The 16,243-nt window shown below is 68.0% G+C and carries 10 protein-coding genes, 4 tRNA genes, 1 pseudogene and 1 CRISPR repeat array; of the genes and pseudogenes, 3 read left to right on the forward strand and 12 right to left on the reverse strand.

What is annotated here, in order from left to right:
• Window positions 1-86 precede the first annotated feature (86 nt).
• Both C3B71_RS10810 and C3B71_RS10815 read right to left on the reverse strand, forming a co-directional pair.
• Window positions 87-1,577: a GTPase gene (locus C3B71_RS10810; protein ID WP_108968009.1), complete on the reverse strand. Its 1,491-nt coding sequence runs from the start codon at window positions 1,575-1,577 to the stop codon at window positions 87-89.
• Window positions 1,574-3,169, reverse strand: a complete 1,596-nt coding sequence (locus C3B71_RS10815) for a GTPase domain-containing protein (RefSeq protein WP_073330849.1) — start codon at window positions 3,167-3,169, stop codon at window positions 1,574-1,576. Before C3B71_RS10815 ends, C3B71_RS10810 begins: the two co-directional genes overlap by 4 nt.
• Window positions 3,170-3,439: 270 nt before the next feature.
• On the opposite strand from C3B71_RS10815, the gene C3B71_RS10820 reads away from it, so the two are divergent.
• The 3 genes from C3B71_RS10820 to C3B71_RS10830 all read left to right on the forward strand — a co-directional run bounded on the left by C3B71_RS10820 (window position 3,440) and on the right by C3B71_RS10830 (window position 4,524).
• Window positions 3,440-3,515: transfer RNA gene (locus tag C3B71_RS10820), tRNA-Arg, on the forward strand.
• Between the two features lie 61 nt (window positions 3,516-3,576).
• The gene (orn, locus tag C3B71_RS10825; protein WP_108969839.1) at window positions 3,577-4,197 is read left to right on the forward strand and encodes an oligoribonuclease; all 621 of its coding nucleotides are present in this window, start codon (window positions 3,577-3,579) and stop codon (window positions 4,195-4,197) included.
• 251 nt (window positions 4,198-4,448) lie between these two features.
• Window positions 4,449-4,524 (forward strand) — tRNA-His (locus C3B71_RS10830).
• A 401-nt stretch (window positions 4,525-4,925) separates the two neighbouring features.
• A CRISPR array of direct repeats spans window positions 4,926-5,828; the repeat unit is 36 nt; unit sequence GCCTCAATGGAGCCCGGCCTTGAAGGCCGGGAAGAC.
• Between the two features lie 168 nt (window positions 5,829-5,996).
• Here the strand turns inward: C3B71_RS10830 and cas2 are convergent.
• From cas2 to C3B71_RS16510, 10 genes and pseudogenes are all read right to left on the reverse strand, one after another.
• Complete coding sequence (cas2, locus tag C3B71_RS10835) at window positions 5,997-6,287, reverse strand: CRISPR-associated endonuclease Cas2 (RefSeq protein WP_108968010.1); 291 nt, start codon at window positions 6,285-6,287, stop codon at window positions 5,997-5,999.
• Window positions 6,284-7,969, reverse strand: a complete 1,686-nt coding sequence (gene cas4g/cas1g, locus C3B71_RS10840) for a CRISPR-associated endonuclease Cas4g/Cas1g (RefSeq protein WP_199912494.1) — start codon at window positions 7,967-7,969, stop codon at window positions 6,284-6,286. The genes cas2 and cas4g/cas1g overlap by 4 nt, the downstream gene beginning before the upstream one ends.
• Window positions 7,966-8,934 carry a type I-G CRISPR-associated protein, Cas3-extension family gene (locus C3B71_RS15945; RefSeq protein ID WP_139240937.1) on the reverse strand — a complete coding sequence of 323 codons (969 nt, stop codon included), beginning with the start codon at window positions 8,932-8,934 and terminating at the stop codon, window positions 7,966-7,968. The genes cas4g/cas1g and C3B71_RS15945 overlap by 4 nt, the downstream gene beginning before the upstream one ends.
• Window positions 8,931-11,978 (reverse strand): type I-G CRISPR-associated helicase/endonuclease Cas3g, encoded by a 3,048-nt coding sequence (gene cas3g, locus C3B71_RS10845; protein WP_108968012.1) that lies wholly within the window; start codon window positions 11,976-11,978, stop codon window positions 8,931-8,933. The genes C3B71_RS15945 and cas3g overlap by 4 nt, the downstream gene beginning before the upstream one ends.
• Window positions 11,975-13,399, reverse strand: coding sequence for a type I-G CRISPR-associated protein Csb2 (gene csb2 / locus C3B71_RS10850; protein WP_108968014.1), 1,425 nt, complete (start codon window positions 13,397-13,399; stop codon window positions 11,975-11,977). Before csb2 ends, cas3g begins: the two co-directional genes overlap by 4 nt.
• Before the next feature lies 1 nt (window position 13,400).
• A complete protein-coding gene (gene cas7g / locus C3B71_RS10855) occupies window positions 13,401-14,561 on the reverse strand; it encodes a type I-G CRISPR-associated RAMP protein Csb1/Cas7g (RefSeq protein WP_108968016.1) in 1,161 nt (386 codons plus the stop codon).
• Window positions 14,562-15,277: 716 nt separating this feature from the next.
• Window positions 15,278-15,350, reverse strand: a tRNA-Ala gene (locus tag C3B71_RS10860).
• Window positions 15,351-15,387: 37 nt separating this feature from the next.
• A tRNA-Ala gene (locus C3B71_RS10865) sits at window positions 15,388-15,460 on the reverse strand.
• Window positions 15,461-15,628: 168 nt separating this feature from the next.
• Window positions 15,629-15,943 carry a histidine phosphatase family protein gene (locus tag C3B71_RS16820; protein WP_325048205.1) on the reverse strand — a complete coding sequence of 105 codons (315 nt, stop codon included), beginning with the start codon at window positions 15,941-15,943 and terminating at the stop codon, window positions 15,629-15,631.
• Window positions 15,904-16,242, reverse strand: a pseudogene (locus C3B71_RS16510) (histidine phosphatase family protein); the annotation flags it as partial. The pseudogene C3B71_RS16510 and the gene C3B71_RS16820, both read right to left, overlap by 40 nt.
• Window position 16,243: the final 1 nt, after the last annotated feature.

Genomic DNA, 16,243 nt, shown 5'->3' on the forward strand with positions numbered 1-16,243 from the left:
CCCGCGCCGCCACCGGCCTGTGAATGCGGGGTCGGCACCCCCTGCACGAGCCGTACCTGTGGACGCCGGTGACCACCGGCGGGCCGCTACCGACCCGGAACCTGGAGGGCCTCGCGGAGCGCACGGTGGCGCGCCAGCACGCCGTCGGCGGGGCGGGTGAGGTCGCGTTCCACCACCGACGCCAGCCGCGCGCGCACGGTACGGGCATAATCGTCGGCCTCACGGCGGGCCCGCGAGTGCCGTGCAGACAGCGCCACCATCGCCACGACCAGGCCAATGATGATCAGCAACGTCACCGGCGCGATCAGGCCGGCGCCGACGGCACTGCCCTGCATCAGGCTGACCGCCGTCCACACCGCTCCGATCAGTGCGGTCAGCGTGCCGCCCCACCAGGCCAGTTCGATCAGCGGCGCGCGGTGGCGGGGCAGCTGCACGCTGCCGACCGCCTCGGCGGTGCGGGCGGCAAGGGCCTCGGGGGTGGCGACGGCGTTCTCCACGCTGTGCAGCCAGGCACCGGGCAGGCCCGCGGTGGTGCGCCGCAGCCACGTGGTCTGAATAGAGGCGACGGCATCGCGGGCGGGCGGGGCGGGCCGGGCCATGGCGCGCGGGAAGGTGCGGGCCAGGCCGGTGCGCACCGAATCCTCCACCGCCTGGGCGCCGCACGCGTGCACGAGCGCGGTGACGGCGGCATCGGCCAGTTCGGGGCGGGTGGTCACGGGCTGCGCGGCGGCCGCGGGACGCAGGCGCATGGCGATCGCGTCAAGCCGCGCCGAGGCGGCGCGGGCGGCGTTGGACTCGCGGGAGACCCGCTCCAGGAACAGTTCACGTACCGCCCCGAGGTTGTCCCCGCGCACCGCGGAGACCGGCAGTACCTGCACGTCGTGCAGGCCGTCGGCCGCAAGCAGGCTGCGCACGTCCGCGAGCAGCGTGTCTACGCCGCCGGCGGGCAGGGTGTCCACCTGGTTGACCAGCACGAGCATGTCCTGTTGGCGGGCGCCCAGCCCCCGCAGGTAGCCCTCATGCAGGGCGGCGTCGGCGTATTTCTGCGGGTCCACCACCCACACCAGCAGGTCCGCGAGCGGCACCAGCCGGTCCACCTGGAGGGCGTGCTCGGTGTTGACGGAGTCGTAGTCGGGCACGTCCAGCAGCACCAGGCCGGCGAAGGCGTCCTGGTCGGTGGCGTCCAGCAGCGACTCGCGGCGGATGCGGCGCTCGTCGGCCACCTCCAGGAAGTCGAGCAGGGCCGCGGCGTCGTCGCCCCAGGTGCAGGCGGTGGCATGGGCGGTGGTGGGGCGGCGGGCGCCGACGTCGGCGAACTGCAGGCTGGTCAGGGCGTTGAACAGGGAGGACTTGCCGGAGCCGGTGCCGCCGAACAGGGCCACCACCGTGTGATCCACGCCGAGGGCCAGACGTTCGGCGACCTCGTCCAGTTGATCCCGGGCGGGCAGGGACAGGGAGGCGGGGATCTCTGTGGGGCAGTTGTCCAGGGCGGCGCGCAGGCCGTCCAGGCGGGCCTGGAGGTGGGCGGCGTCGAGCACGGTTTCCCCGGCGGGGGCGACGGTCGGGTTTGCGGTCATGCGGTGGCTCCGGGACGAGTGAACGGTGCGAGTTCGCCGGCGCGCAGGCGCAGCGCGGCGGCCAGGGCGGGATCGGGGGCCAGCGCGCGGGCGGCGCCGGCGGGGACGGCGGCGGCGAGCACGTCGGTCAGGGTCTGCGCCAGGGAGGTCTTGGCGTCGGTCACGGCCTGCCCGAGGCCCAGGCGGTTGGCGGCGGCGCGGACGCCGTCGATGCCGGCGGCGGCGGAGATCAGCAGGTCACCGGCTCCCTGCGGGGTCAGGCCCTTGGGCGGGGTGGTGATGCGGGCGGTCTGGTCTGCGGCCCAGGCGTCGACGACGGCGGTCGCGTCGGCGTCGGTGGGAAGCAACTCGCCGGCGCGGGCGGAGGCGCCGGCCTCCCGCCAGGTACGGGCGGCGTCGTCGCGAACGGTTACAAGGGCCGCCTCCAGGCGGGAGGCGACGGACTCGCGGACGTCGGCGGCAAGCGCGGACAGGGCGGCGGCGCGCGCCTTGCCGGTGCGGCCGAACCAGCCGGAGCGGAGTTTGCCGCCCTGCGCGAGCGGGGCCAGTGGGCCGCCGGAGGAGGCGAGGGTGATCCAGCGGGTGGTGGGGGCGCCCTGCGCGCAGGTGCCGCGCTCGACGTCGGCGCGCAGGTCCGCGCTGGGCGCCTCCAGGAGGCGCTGTGAGGCCTGTTCCAGGCGGGCGGCGGCGTCGTCCTGGGCGTCGACGCCGTCGGCGAGGGTGAGCAGATCGGCGCGCAGACCGGTCCACACGCCACGGCCGGTGCGGCGCACGAGCCCGGCGGCGCGGTGGCGGCCGGCCAGCAGTTGCAGCCAGTCGCGCAGCTCGCTGACGGAGGCATCCGGCAGCATGCCCTCGTGGGGGCCGGCGTCGGGGACTACGAAGAAGGGGGATTCGGCCAGGCCGAGGGCGTCCAGCCGCTCGATCAGGTCGCGGCGGACCTCGGCCAGCACCTTCACGGGGACGCGGTTCAGGACGATGCCGATGGGCGTTTCCCGGCCGGCCGCCTCCTCCAGGGAGGCCCACGGGGTTTGATCGCCGTAGCGGGCGGCGGTGGTGACGAACAGCCACAGGTCGGCGGCGTCGAGCAGCCGGGCGGCTAGGACGCGGTTGGTCTCCTGCACGGAGTCCAGGTCGGAGGCGTCCACGAGGGCCAGGCCGGCGGGGACCGCGGCGGAGGTGACGGTGACGCAGACCTGGGCGATCGGGTGGTCGGCGAGTGATTCGCGGTCCTCGGGGTTGACCACCAGGACCGGGGTGCGCGTGGTGGGGCGCAGTACGCCGGCGTCGGAGACCTCCTGACGGAGCACGGAGTTGACCAGGGTGGACTTGCCGGCGCCGGTGGAGCCGCCGACCACGACGATCGCCGGGATGTCGGCGTCGGCGAGACGTGGGAGTACGTGGTCGCGGATCTGGGCGATGAGGCCGGCACGCAGGCGGCGGGCGTCCTCGGCGCCGTCGGTGTTCAGGCTCAGGTCGAGGCTGGAAAGGTCCCCCACGGTGTCGGTGAGGACGTCGATGAGCTGTGCGCGGCTGAGCGCAGAGACGGGGACGTCTTCTCCGGCGGACAGCGGGGAAGCAGATGAAGCCATGGTCCAACCTTAGGCGGAAGCCGGGGCGAAGCCCGTATCGACCCGCCACTGTGGGGTTGGGGCGGGCTGAGCCGTCGGCGGCGGATGCGCGCACCGGCCGGGCGGGTGCGGCGCCGTCGGTGCGGGCGGAGGCGGCGTCACGGGCGGGCGGAGGGTCGGCAAGTGTTGCCCGCTCTGGCCAGGCGAGCCCGACACCAGCCGAGTTGGGACGGCGCCACGGGCGGGCCCGAACTGGGAACATGTGCCCGCGGTGACGTACGCTGAGCGCACGCCTCCGTAGCTCAATGGATAGAGCATCGGCCTTCTAATCCGCAGGTTCCCGGTTCGAGTCCGGGCGGGGGCACCAATGCGGGCCCTGGCCACGCCTCACGCAGCCGGGTCTAGACTCGGCGACCGTGAGCCGACAGATAACTACCGCCGATCCCCTGGTGTGGATCGACTGCGAGATGACGGGCCTGAGCCTGGAGACGGATGCGCTGATCGAGGTGGCCGTGATTGTCACCGACTACGAGCTCAAGCCGCTCGATAAGGGCATCGACGTCCTGATCAAGCCCCCGGCGGCCGCCCTGGAGCAGATGGGCGACTACGTGCGCGAGATGCACACCAGTTCCGGCCTGCTGGAGGAGCTCAAGGAGGGGCTGACGCTTCAGGAGGCCAACCGCACGGTCCTGGACTATGTGAAGTCCCTGGTGCCGGAGGCCCACACCGCGCAGCTGGCCGGCAACTCGGTGGGAACCGACAAGACCTTCCTGGCCCGCGACATGCCCGAGCTCATCGACTACCTGCACTACCGCATCGTCGACGTGTCCTCCATCAAGGAGGTCGCCAAGCGCTGGTTCCCGCGCACCTTCTTCCACGCGCCGGAGAAGCACGGCGGGCATCGCGCGCTGGCGGACATCCTGGAGTCGATCGACGAGCTGCGCTACTACCGCGCGGTGCTGTTCCCCAAGGATGAGGGTCCGACGAGCGAGGAGTGCCAGGCGGCCGCGGCCGAGATCGTCGCGCACCCGACGGCGGAGCTGCTCTGACGCCAACGGCTCCCCCGGCGTCCGTGCACCGGGCCGACGGCGAATCGCCGCCGGCCGGGCTCATCCAGCCGTCGGCGGCGGTTCCCCGTATCCGCGCCAGTTTCAGCCAGTCCGGCCGACGGCGGGGCGGCTGTCCCGCCGTATCTGCTCGCTCCCCTGCAACGAAGGTGACGTAGTACACGGGGCTCGGATTGGTGCCAGCACGGGCTAGCCGATAAAGTACCGACTCGGTGCGACGGCGTCGCCCCATGGTGGCTGTAGCTCAGTCGGTAGAGCGCCTGGTTGTGGTCCAGGAGGTCGCGAGTTCAAGCCTCGTCAGCCACCCCACTTCTTGCAGCCGCAGTGCTGCTGCAAAGCCCTGACCCTGGCGCTGCATTCCGAGCCGCCGTTTCCCGCAGCCGCACTACCGGGCCGTCGCTCACCCCCACTGCCCGCTCACGGCATCGGGCTGTCCAAATCCGGCATAAACAAGCCTTTAACGGCGATCGGCGTTCCCCCGACCCTTGAAATCTTGCGGTTTGGTCGCTCGGCAGTCGATGTCTCGCCATCGTTTATGCCGGATTTGGACATTCGTTCCGGCGATCCGGGCCCGAAGAAGACAGGACCCGGGCGCAGCGCGAGTGCCGGCCCCGGTAGTCGGTGGAGACGGCGTGTTGCCCCGATCTACCCCGGCGCCGAAGGCCGGGAAGACCGACGACATCAAAGAGGATCTGCTTCCAGGCGGTGCCGCCTCAATGGAGCCCGGCCTTGAAAGCCGGGAAGACCACCGAGGACACATTCGCACAGACACCCAAGGCCGACTGTCTCAATGGAGCCCGGCCTTGCAGGCCAGGAAGACTGCTTCGCTGGACGGTACGGACTGTGAAGAGACATAGCCTCAATGGAGCCCGGCCCTGAAGGCCGGGAAGACCCGCAGGCTGAGACCGATCTTGGAGGCGATCGTGTCGCCTCAATGGAGCCCGGCCTTGAAGACCGGGAAGACATTCGTCGGCTACCTCCTACAGCACTACCTCAATGGCCTCAATGGAGCCCGGCCTTGAAGGCCGGGAAGACGCAAGTGGGTCAAGGTCTGCTCACGGACCGCGGCATCGCCTCAATGGAGCCCGGCCTTGAAGGCCGGGAAGACCGGAGAGAGGCCGGATGTTCCACGCCGAACAAGAACTGCCTCAATGGAGCCCGGCCTTGAAGGCCGGGAAGACGGCGTCGGAGAACGCATGGGTCACCTTGGAGGAGTGGCCTCAATGGAGCCCGGCCTTGAAGGCCGGGAAGACATGGGGAAGCGAGGTCCGCTGCCTAAGCGTTCCGACGCCTCAATGGAGCCCGGCCTTGAAGGCCGGGAAGACCTCCGGCCTTGTTGGCGGCACTGACGGCAGACAGGTGCCTCAATGGAGCCCGGCCTTGAAGGCCGGGAAGACGTGGACTGAGGAGTGGGACGTTCACATTTCCGAGCTGCCTCAATGGAGCCCGGCCTTGAAGGCCGGGAAGACCACGGTCGCCACCACAGTGAAGGACTGGGCCGCGTCGCCTCAATGGAGCCCGGCCTTGAAGGCCGGGAAGACGGAGTACCAGCGACGCATCCCCGAAGCCACTAAGGGGCCTCAATGGAGCCCGGCCTTGAAGGCCGGGAAGACCGCTCGCAGAATACGCCGCGGCACGTCAACGATTCAACGCGGTCTCGCGAGCGCTGGCTCAGAAACGCCAGATCCGATCGCGCCCCATCGAGCGTCAACCACCAGAAAACCCCGCCATACCGCGAATTCGAGCGCTCCCCAGGAATCCGACCGGCACCCGAGCGCTCGCTAGACAACCTGCGCCTCCCGCGTAGGCAACCCCCGGCGACGCCCAACGAACGTGAAGCGATCCTCGCCGATCTCACCCAGATCCACAATCACCACCGAATCCTCATCCAGGTTCATGATCCTCTCACCGTCGGCGCGCAGGTGGACAAGCTCGCTGCGGGTCAGGTCGCAGATGAATACAGAGTACTGCAGCCGCTCACCGTTGGCCTCCATCAGTTTGCAGATGCGACGCAGCCGCCCCGGCTTGCGGATGTCGTAAGCAATGAGGTACCTGCGTCGGTTCGTCCTCATCGGGTCACCATCGCCGTGTACTCGTCCAACTCCCCCAGCATGACCGCACCCAGCACCCGGGCCTGGATGTCCATGACTCGGCGGTAGCTGGCCTTGTAACCGAACTGCGGATGAGTGATCTCCTGGTCCAGTCGGCGTTCGTATGCTCTGAGTACAGCCTTGCGGCCGCTCGCCTCCAGCATGCAGCCGCCGGCACGACTGCGGAAGTCGCGTGGACCCACCTCACCATTGTTCAGCACCTGCAATACGACGCTCTCGGCAATCAGCGGCCGGAACTCCTCCGCCAGGTCCAAGGCCAGGGCCGGACGACCGAACCGCGGCCTGTGGAACATTCCGTAGTACGGGTCGAAGCCGATACCCGAAAGCGTCACCGTCAGGTCCTTCACGAGCAGTGTGTAGCAGAAGGACAGCAGCGCGTTGAGTGGGTCCTTAGGTGGTCGACGCGTGCGCCCGTTCTCCTGGAAATCGCTGACATCCACACGCGAGCCCTTCCCAACCATCGCCGGAAAACTCGCGAAGTACAGGCGGGCATCCGTCCCCTCAATGCCGAGCAGTTGCTGCGGAGAGTCTGCCTGCCTTGCTTGGATGGCGAGTTCCTTGAGCTGGTCACCAACACGCCCCAGCTCAGCACGCGCGTTGCGGCGCAGCATCGTGCGACTGTTCCGGATCTTCCCGGAGATCATCCGGCGCGCGATCTCAAGCTGCTGCTCCTCGGAGGCGCGGAACTGTGCGATCCGCAGGTCTACGTTCTTGCCCGGCAGCCCCTCGGCCATGCCGGAGAACCAGCCTCCATAGCTGAACCACAATACCGGAACATCGCGGGAAAGCAGCGCCCTGACACCTTGTGCCGATACCGTCACGTTCCCGAACACGCACACCTGACTGACATCTATCAGCCGATAGCTCGCCTGCAGCTCGCCGGAGGATCGGACTTCGAGGCGGTCGCTACGTACCCCCACCGTGGCGCCCTGCAACGTCACGTACACCGGGCGCCCTTCCAGCACCGGCGCCATTAGACGCTTCAGCGGACGTCTCTGCCTTGGTGGCGTTTTCAGCGCCTCCAGCTCGTCGGGCAGGCAGATGCCCACCAGGGAGCAGCCGGCGCACTTCGGGCTGTCACGCAGCGGCGGAGGTGCGACCGGGTCGGAGGCCACCCGCCATGCGCGCGCTACGGTATCCGTGATCTCCTGCATTGCCGCATCGTCCACGGCTATGTGCACTCGCTGTCGGGTCTCGGCGTACCAGATCTCGGCCCGCTCGACGGCGTAGCCCTCCTCGCGAAGCAGCAGCGCTTGGACCAGGGACTGCATCCGGTCGCTGGGCCAGGCGCGACCATCTCGATTCGGATGTCCCTTCTTGTAGTCGACCGGAACGACGGTGCCGTCCCCGCCATCCTCCACCAGGTCCAGTCGGGTGGCCAGGCCGAGCCTCGGTGAGGACAGCGACACGGATCTGGCGACCCGGCCGTCCCACGCCTCGGACTTGTCAGGCAGATCCCCGGTCTCCCGGTCGACGACGCGATGCAGGTACAGGCCCTCCTCGACGTCGTCGCTGGTGGCGAACTGCTGCTGCACCCATTCCAGATGGAACAAGCGGGGGCAGTACACGAACTCATTCAGCATGCGCGCGGGGACTGTCTCCGGCAGGCCCGGCAGGTCCGGTCTGATGATGTCGACGCTCATGACACCGGCACCAATACGCCCGCTGATTTGCCGCCGTCTGTCTGGCGGCGATGCGCATTGCACACATGGAAGATCCCGAGCAGGCGGAGAGCAGCGGCGTCCAGTGTCTTCGTCTCCCCTTTGCCTTCGAGAACCGGATGCTCAACAAGCGCCTTTATCGCCGCCGGACCAAGCGGTTCTTGCCAGAGCGGCAACCGCAGTTCCTGCCGACGACGGTCGGCAGTGTGCCAGCCACTTGTGCGGGGTTGCTTTCCAGCGGCCGTGGTGGTCCACAGCGGGTAGGACATGAGCGCAAGCCACGTCGCACCTGGAACACCGCGCATTTTCCCGTTCTGACCTCGAGGATCATCCGTTGCACTCCAGATCGCACGATGATCCAGGTACTCGCCGGTCACACCCTCGACCCTGCGCCACCCAGCAAGGGCTTGATACAGATACTCCGGGTGGGAACGCACACTTTCATGCGACTTTTCAAGCATCGTTGCTATGGTTTGTTGTCCAGCGCCCGCAATGAACTGGCTTACCATGCCGACCGGCGACTCACCTTTCTTTGCTGGCTTCCTAAACACGAGATCAGTTACGAGACTCCCCATCCAAATCGCAACCGTGTCAACCTCTGATTCGCATGATCCTGCGGTTAGAGTCGCAAATAAATCCGCCATACCTCCGGGCAACGGCCGCATTGGATCTGACCCTTTTGTGCCTATCCTTTCCAGCGGAAACCCCGCTGGCCCTCCGGGCACGACCACATCGTCGGGCATCTCGGCGACGATCTCCGCCAGTTCCTCGGCGACGGCGTCGACCGATGGCAGCTTCGAATGCAGCACCGGTGCCCGATCCGCAGGATCCCAGGACAGCCGAGCGCCTTCATCGACGAAGTCATGGATCAACCGGAGCGTGCCGATCGCAGCAAGAATGGCCAGCGGCGATTCACCGACCAGCGCGGGCAGTTTGACTTGGTTCATGATCCCTCCGAGGAAATGGTCATGTCGGCGCAGCGCACCACTGCCTCCAGCAGTGCCAAGCCCCACCGGCCGTAACGGTCATTGAGCCGGGCGAATCGATCCGCGTCGGTCAGATGCAGCCCAACTGGTAGGGGCACATCGACGGCGACCTCACCAATCGCCGCGCGTAGAACGCCATCTCCCCGGTCGTCAACGGGCGGCAGGAAGGGCCGGGCATGACCGTGGTGGCTGGCGATAAGGTGCTGGAGCAGCTCGGCGTCACCCGGATACGACTCCGCGAGCCCCTCCAGATGAGCCGTTACGATCGCCTCTGACCAGGCCTCGTGCCGGGCGCCGCGAGGCAGGCCGCTGAGGCGTCGGGCGCGTCGATGCCGGTCCCGGTCCCCGGGCGGCATACCGGACTTCGCCAGCGGCTCCCGGGCGAGTTCCGCGGCGATCCGGCTGCCGTCGAACAGCATGGCCTGGAAGCGCAGGTCCACCTTGCCCAGGTCGTGCCAGCGGGCCGCGTCAACGACGACGCGCCGCAGTTCGTCCGGCAACCCCAGGTTGGTGGCGATCTGCTCGGCGCGCTCGCCCACAGCCGCCAGATGCTGCGCGAGAGTCACACGCTGGTTGAGGGCGGAGCTGTCCGCCACATCCGACTCATCGACCGCGCGCCAGGCGGGTGCAGTCGTCGTGTGGTCGGCATCCGCGACGTTCGCATGATCCCCATTGGTACCAACGCCTCGCCAGTCGTCTGCGCGAACGACTCCGCGAAGCACCGGGATCGGCTCCTCCTGCTCCTCCTGCCTGCGGTCGGAAGGCCGACGTTTTCTGTTCTTACGTCTTTGATCGACGTTGGAGGAGACAAATGCATCGTCGCTCAACAGCGCCTTTTTCAAGTACGCAATATCGTCCGGCGTCCATGGCTCTTCCGGATCGCTTTCTTGGGATTCCAGCCACGTACGCGCCGCCCCATGAAGACGATCCTGATAGGTCTGGCGATCCTCCGGATCCACCGCATTGCGCCAGTCGGCCACCAGGCCGCTCAGCCCCTCCATGGGCTGCAGCCCCAGTCGGCTCCCCGGGTCGGAATCCAGACGCAACATTGGTTGCCCACGTCTAAGGGAGGCCAGTTCGGAAACGTCCTTGACGGTCTCCTTGCTGGAGGGGTTCCAGCCGAAGCGGTCCAGGCCGCCGTACTCGCACGGGGCGATAATCGTGTCTCCCGGCCGCAGGTCAGGAGCCGATACTGGCTCCCACCAACCGTCGGCCCGGCGACGCAGCACCTGCCGGTCGCTGTCGTCGTCTCTGAAGGGGACGTCATCGAAGTCGTCGTAGTCATCGACGTCGGCCAGATCCTCCGACTTGCCCTCCTGCAGCCAGGCACGTACCGCCATGAACGACACCTCCACGCACTCCTCGCTCCGTAGCGGGATGGCATCCGCGACAGACCCGGCGTACGACAGCAGTTCCAACGTGTCCTCGCCGTCCGCCCCCTCGTTGCGCCGCACCAGCCCGGCCCGCCAGGCGATGGTGACAGGAGGTGTGGACTTGTCGATTCCGTGCAGGTAGGGGTCGACCGGCGGATCATTGGTCGGCGCCGGGTTTGTCCTCGCCCACGCATCCAGATGAGCGGGCAGCAGCAGCGGGAGCAGGGGCCGTGGTGCGCTCAGCCCATCGGGCACCTCCAGGTGGCGCAGCGCCAAGGGCGACACATCCAGTCCATCCTGCGCGACCTCGCGAAGGAAGTCGGCCGTGGCCACCTTGGCGGGACCGTATACGGGGGGCTTCTTGGCACCGTCCTCCAGCACCGTGATGGAGGCCGACTCGCGGTCACCCCGCCGGTTGACCCGGCCGAAGCGCTGTACCAGGGCGTCCCAAGAGGCGGTCTCGGTGACCATATCCGTGGCATCGAGGTCGATGCCGACCTCAATGGTCTGGGTGGCCACCAGAACCGCCTTGTGCGTACCCGGTTTCCGGTCGGCGCCGAACAGCTCGGTGACCCGCGCGGCGATACCCTCGCGATCCAGCGGACGCGAGCGCCCCATGAGCAGCAGTACCTCGACGCCGTCCAGCCTCGTCCTTCCGGTGGTCAGCGCCTCATACACTTCCCGGGCGCGGGCCACCGTATTGCACACCACCAGCACCCGGTCACCCTCGGACTCATTGGGGGATTCATCGGGTTTTTCGGGCTCTTTGAGGAGGTCCCGTACCCGGGCAGCCATCTCCTTGACGATCTTCTTCTCCGTGGAGTCGACGAGCGTAAGGCGCTTATACGCGGTCAGCCTCTGTTTGGCAGTCTCATTCCGCAGATGCGCGTCCTCATCGAATGAGGCCTCCCAGGCATCGGAGTTCTTCTCGGGCCTCTCCGCGCTCGTAGCACTCAGGTGGATGATTGAGCTCTCCGGCAGTCCCAACTGGTGGGTCGCGTCCGCCTCATGTGCGGAGGCCAGCGAGGTGGTGAAGGCCTGGGCCAGGTGGGCCTCGTCGATCATAATGACCGAGTCGGTGCCCACCAGTGCGGCGTCGATGGGTCGTCGCCCACGCGTGACCCCGTAACCGCGGAAGAGCAGGCGACTGCCCACCTGGTCGACGGTGCCGGTGATGATGGCGGGCAGGTCGGGACGCGGCAGCCAGGCGGCATCCCACGTCGCTCCGCCGCGCATCTTCACCACCCGCAGTGCGTGGTCCTCGTCCGCGTCTCCTGCCAGGCCGCGTAGTCTCCGAGCCACCTCGAAGCGGACCTCGCCCTCGGTCGCCCCCTCCAGGGCGTCCGCAATGTGCCGTCCATGTGCCTCGGCCTGGTCGACCACGATGCGGCGGTCCACCACCAGGAAGATGCGACGCCGCCCCAGGCCAGCGGGAGCGTCGCCTCCGGCACTGAGTGCCAGGAGGAACACGGCCACATCCAGCATGGAGGTCTTGCCCAGCCCGGTGGGTACGTCCACGACCGCGGGCCAAGTGCCCTGTTCCACGGCCTGCTCGACCACGGCGGACTGCCAGGGGAACGGGTCATGCCCATGTACTTCCCGCATGAACTTCGCGAAATCGGTGGCCTTCATCGCCGGTCCTCCTCATACTCGGGAGCGAACAGCCCGACGCCGAAGTAGCGTCCCGCACCGGCCAGGACCGGCCCGCGCACGGGACGGTCGAAGGTCACGCGCGCATGCGTGTACAGGCGCCCCTGACACCGCTTGGGCAACTCCTGCGGTCTCAGCCGCACGGCCCCGTCCATCAGCGGTTCCTTGCTCACTTCAATTTCACGCGGTTCCGGCAGGCCGGCGTTGACGAAGGACTCGGCCACCACCGCGGCAAGGTCGCCGTCCTTCGGGTAGCGATCCAGCACCAGGGGCGTGGCCGTTGCCCACGTCCGCGCGGGGTCCGTCCAGCGCTCGACGGTGGAAGTGAAGGGCCGCGTCTCATCCGGCGCGTACCGGAGCCGAAAACTCTGTTTGAATCCGTTTACGCGCAGCACGACCTCCCCTTCTGGGTCCTCTCCGAGAATGCCCCGCAGAATGCGTAGACGTTCATCATGCTCCAGCCCGGGAATGGCCACGGCCAGGGCCATGAGTTGCCCGTCGGCGTGCTCGTTGCCCACGAAGGGCAGCCCGAGGTAGGCCACATGCGGCAGTCCGGGGGTGCCGTGGCCGTGCAGTGCGGGAGGCAGTGGGTCCTCCGTCTGCCCCATGACCTTGCGGCGCAGGGCCTCGGTGAAAATGGGGACCAGATGGCCGGAGGGACGCAGCTCCTCGAATCTGAGTATGACCAGATCCGGGTAGGGGGAATCGAAGTCGTCCATGACAGGGGTCTCCTCACTGATCTCGTCGCTAGCCTCTACCGCCCCGACATCACGGTAGAAGCGGCGCGCACGCGGGCCGGCGGCCTGCCATGCGGGCTGCTTGTCCTGGTACAGGGCGTTGAGCTCATCGAGGTAGCCGGGGTAGGGCACGCGGATACTCAAGGGGCCGCGCCCCGCAGTCGGCTCATAGGTGGTCAGGCCCGGCAGCGGCGAAGGATCGTCCACCCGGCTGAAGGCGAGTGTTGCCGACGACGTCGAGCGACCGAGGTACGGCACCCGCCGGGCGAGGTGGTCCAGTTCGGCTACGACGCCGTCGGACAGCATCCCGTCATCCGGCCAGTCGAACTGAACGCGGACATCCTCGGGCAGGCTGCTGGTCCGCTGCCGGAATCCGCTGGTGCGTGCGGGGTGGGTCTGATGCCCGCCCTTATTGGCGCGTACATTTGTTACGACGTACCCCCGGGTGCGCCGCTCACCCACCGAGGTGGTGGGGGACGCATGGATCAGCGGCGGCGCCAGGCACTCCAGTTCGGCGAGCGGTTCCAGTTCCTCCTCGCCGGCGACGGACCGCAGGGCTGCAAAGACCCGGGCCGGGTGGGGAGGCCATTCCGCCAGTCGCGGGTCCTCCCCTCCACCGGCGTCGTAGCGCTCGCTCAGGAGCGTAATGTCCAAACGGAGGGTCATGTCACTCCCCCGTGGACTCGGCCTTGGTCAGGCTGAATTCGATCGCCTTAGCCAGGGATTCGTTGGGCTTCAGCTCCACGGTCTCCAGGTGCAGCGGCACTCCGGCGTCCAGGGCCGCCTGCAGTGCGTCCTCGTACAACTGGACCGCCGCGCTCGGGGACAGCGTGAATGACTCCGCGACACCGCCGCGGCCGACCCACTCCAACTGCTCGGTCTGCATCACCAGGTCGCAGCCGCTGCGCAGCCACAGGCCGGCGTCGCCGAAGGCGAGACGGTCACCCAGGAGCCCGAATGCGACGAGCAGTGCTCGGGCAGCCTGGACGGCGGCAGGCTCCATGGAGCCGAAGCCGAGACGCCGGGTCGCGGTAAGGCTGAGGACGGCGGTGCGAGTCGCCTCGCTGATGGTCACGCCGCCATGGGCGACGTCTGGGGCGATATTGCCATGTCCGATCTCGCTGAGCTTGGCGTCCTCCTTCTTCGCCTTCACGGCAGAGTAGGACCACTCATCACCTTCGCCACTACGGGATCCGGTGAGGTTCGCCGGGTCCATGCGCCCGGCCTTGCGCTTACCCTCCTCCGGGTCCCAACCAACGATCTCGCTGGCGTACAGGCGCGGGAACTTGGCCTGCCGCCCCTTGCGGTGGGAGTTCCAACCGCCATAGACGAGCGTGGCGGGGTCATAGGTCAGCAGCGCGGTCGCATCCGCCAGCGACGCAGCCAGGATCGCCTTGCCGATCTCGGTACGATCGAACTTGGCGCCATCGAGCTCGCAGTCACGCCAGTAGGCGTCGAAGGCCCGGTGCGGTGCCTCCAAACCGATGAGCTCAAAGCTCGCCGCGCCTCCGTGCCTCATCCGCAGCATGGGCATGCGCACCGCACCCTGACGCCAGGCCCTCGCCTCGGCCTCCTCACAGCGGTTGGCCTGGGCCGGCACCTGGTCCAATACCACCGCCTCACGAACCTCACCATCGCAGCGCCGCCGCTCCCGGAGATAGCGGTCCTTGTCCTTGGCAGCGCTCCTTGCTATGGGGAAGGTGGGCGGATACACGCGCGTACCCGGCCCGCCGCTGGGCTGGTAGGTGGCTTCCATGCGGATCGCGGCCCACTCCGGGTCCCCGAGCTTGCTCCGCAGGGCGTCCAGCGTAAGTTCAGTCGTCATCATTGTCTCCTAAATCAGTTGCGGTGACTGTGGCTGTGATCAGGGGTGAGCTGTCGCGGTCCACGATCGTGAGCGTAAACCGTCCTTGGGCAAGGCAAGCGATCCTTGAGCGACCGATATTCCCCCGGCCGGCGGCACCGGCCGGCAGCCCGCATACGCGTCACGGACCGTCGCTTCAGGATCTCTCCGGAACTCTCCCTGTTCACGACCAACATGCTGCCAGGCGCCTCCGACACGAATCGGGCGGCCTTAGCGTTATCGGGGTGAGCATGCTGCTTAAAATCAGGGCTTTAGTTGGCGTGGTGCGGGAAAGTCGAGGCGTTCACGGTCCGGCTGGTCAATCCAGCGGCTGCGCTCGCCATCCGCGGAGTGGAAGAGCCGGCCGAGGACTGAGCTCACGGCTCCGTGAGCACAGCTCTGCCCGATGTGTCAGCCCCCGCCACGCGGCCCGGCGGCCAGGCCACGCCCCAGGCGCGGCGGAAAACACACGCCGCACGGCGGAACGCCGCACTCACGCCGATAATCCAGTACGCCGCAGTCGTCGCGGCGGCAGGAAAATGTCCAGAATCGGCACGAACGGGCTCGCGGCGCGCGGGCGCGCCGGAAGGAACGTTGGAATCATGCGGATCTGCAACCGACCCGACGGAGCGTCGGCGTCGTTTATGCCGGATTCGGACATTCGCGCCGGCGATCCGGGCCTGAAGGAGGCGAAACCTGGGTGGAGCTAGGGGGATTCGAACCCCCGACCTCTTCCATGCCATGGAAGCGCGCTACCAACTGCGCCATAGCCCCGAAAGGGTGATCGGCCCGCCACTGGTGGCGGTGATCGTGGAGCTAGGGGGATTCGAACCCCCGACCTCTTCCATGCCATGGAAGCGCGCTACCAACTGCGCCATAGCCCCTTACGGGTCTCGCCCTCGCGGGCGACGTCCAAACTCTACGGAGTCAGACGGTCCTCGAGCAAATCAAAAACGCGTGCCGTGCCTCACCCGCCAGTGCACGCCGGCATCACCCACCGGCCGACAGCGACTCGCCGGTGGGCGCACCCCGCCCGTGCGCACCCGCACCGCTCACTGCACGTTCCACTCGGCGAGCGTCCACCCGGGCACCCGCTCCCCCGGTACAACGACCCCGTGGCGGCAGTTGTCCAGGCCGCGCAACCCGAACCACGCAGAGGGGTCGAGCCCCAGCAGGTGGGTGATACCCAGCGTGAGCGCCGAGCCGTGGGAGACGACCACCACGGTCTGGTCGCCGTCGGCCCGCGGAGTCTCCTCCAGGATGCGTTCCAGGGTGCCCCCACGCGCAGTGACACCGCCTGTCGGGTCTCCACCCCGACGTCGGCCGGGTCCTCGCCCCGCTTCCAGGCGGCATAGGCCTCGGGCCACTGGCTCTCCATCTCGACGCGTGAGAGTCCCTCCCAGCGTCCGAAGGAGCGCTCCAGCAGGCCCTCATCCAGTTCGATATCGATGCCGGCCAGGTCGGCCAGCGTACGCGCCGTCTCCTGGGCACGAGACAGCGGGGAGGAAACGATCCGCACCGGCTCCAGCGCGGCGAGTCCAGAGGCGGCGGAGCGCGCCTGCTCGCGGCCGATCGCGTTCAAGGGAATGTCGACGCGCCCCTGCACGCGCGCATGGGCGTTGTAGTCGGTCTGGCCGTGCCGCCACAGGATGAGTCTGGTAGTCATC

The organism is Actinomyces sp. Z16 (assembly GCF_003111765.1).
GTDB lineage: Bacteria > Actinomycetota > Actinomycetes > Actinomycetales > Actinomycetaceae > Actinomyces > Actinomyces glycerinitolerans.

Coding starts and splice junctions, on each gene's coding strand:
- C3B71_RS10810 (WP_108968009.1), bottom strand. CDS start 1,577: ATGACCGCAAACCCGACCGTCGCCCCCGCCGGGGAAACCGTGCTCGAC.
- C3B71_RS10815 (WP_073330849.1), bottom strand. CDS start 3,169: ATGGCTTCATCTGCTTCCCCGCTGTCCGCCGGAGAAGACGTCCCCGTC.
- cas2 (WP_108968010.1), bottom strand. CDS start 6,287: ATGAGGACGAACCGACGCAGGTACCTCATTGCTTACGACATCCGCAAG.
- cas4g/cas1g (WP_199912494.1), bottom strand. CDS start 7,969: ATGAGCGTCGACATCATCAGACCGGACCTGCCGGGCCTGCCGGAGACA.
- C3B71_RS15945 (WP_139240937.1), bottom strand. CDS start 8,934: ATGAACCAAGTCAAACTGCCCGCGCTGGTCGGTGAATCGCCGCTGGCC.
- cas3g (WP_108968012.1), bottom strand. CDS start 11,978: ATGAAGGCCACCGATTTCGCGAAGTTCATGCGGGAAGTACATGGGCAT.
- csb2 (WP_108968014.1), bottom strand. CDS start 13,399: ATGACCCTCCGTTTGGACATTACGCTCCTGAGCGAGCGCTACGACGCC.
- cas7g (WP_108968016.1), bottom strand. CDS start 14,561: ATGATGACGACTGAACTTACGCTGGACGCCCTGCGGAGCAAGCTCGGG.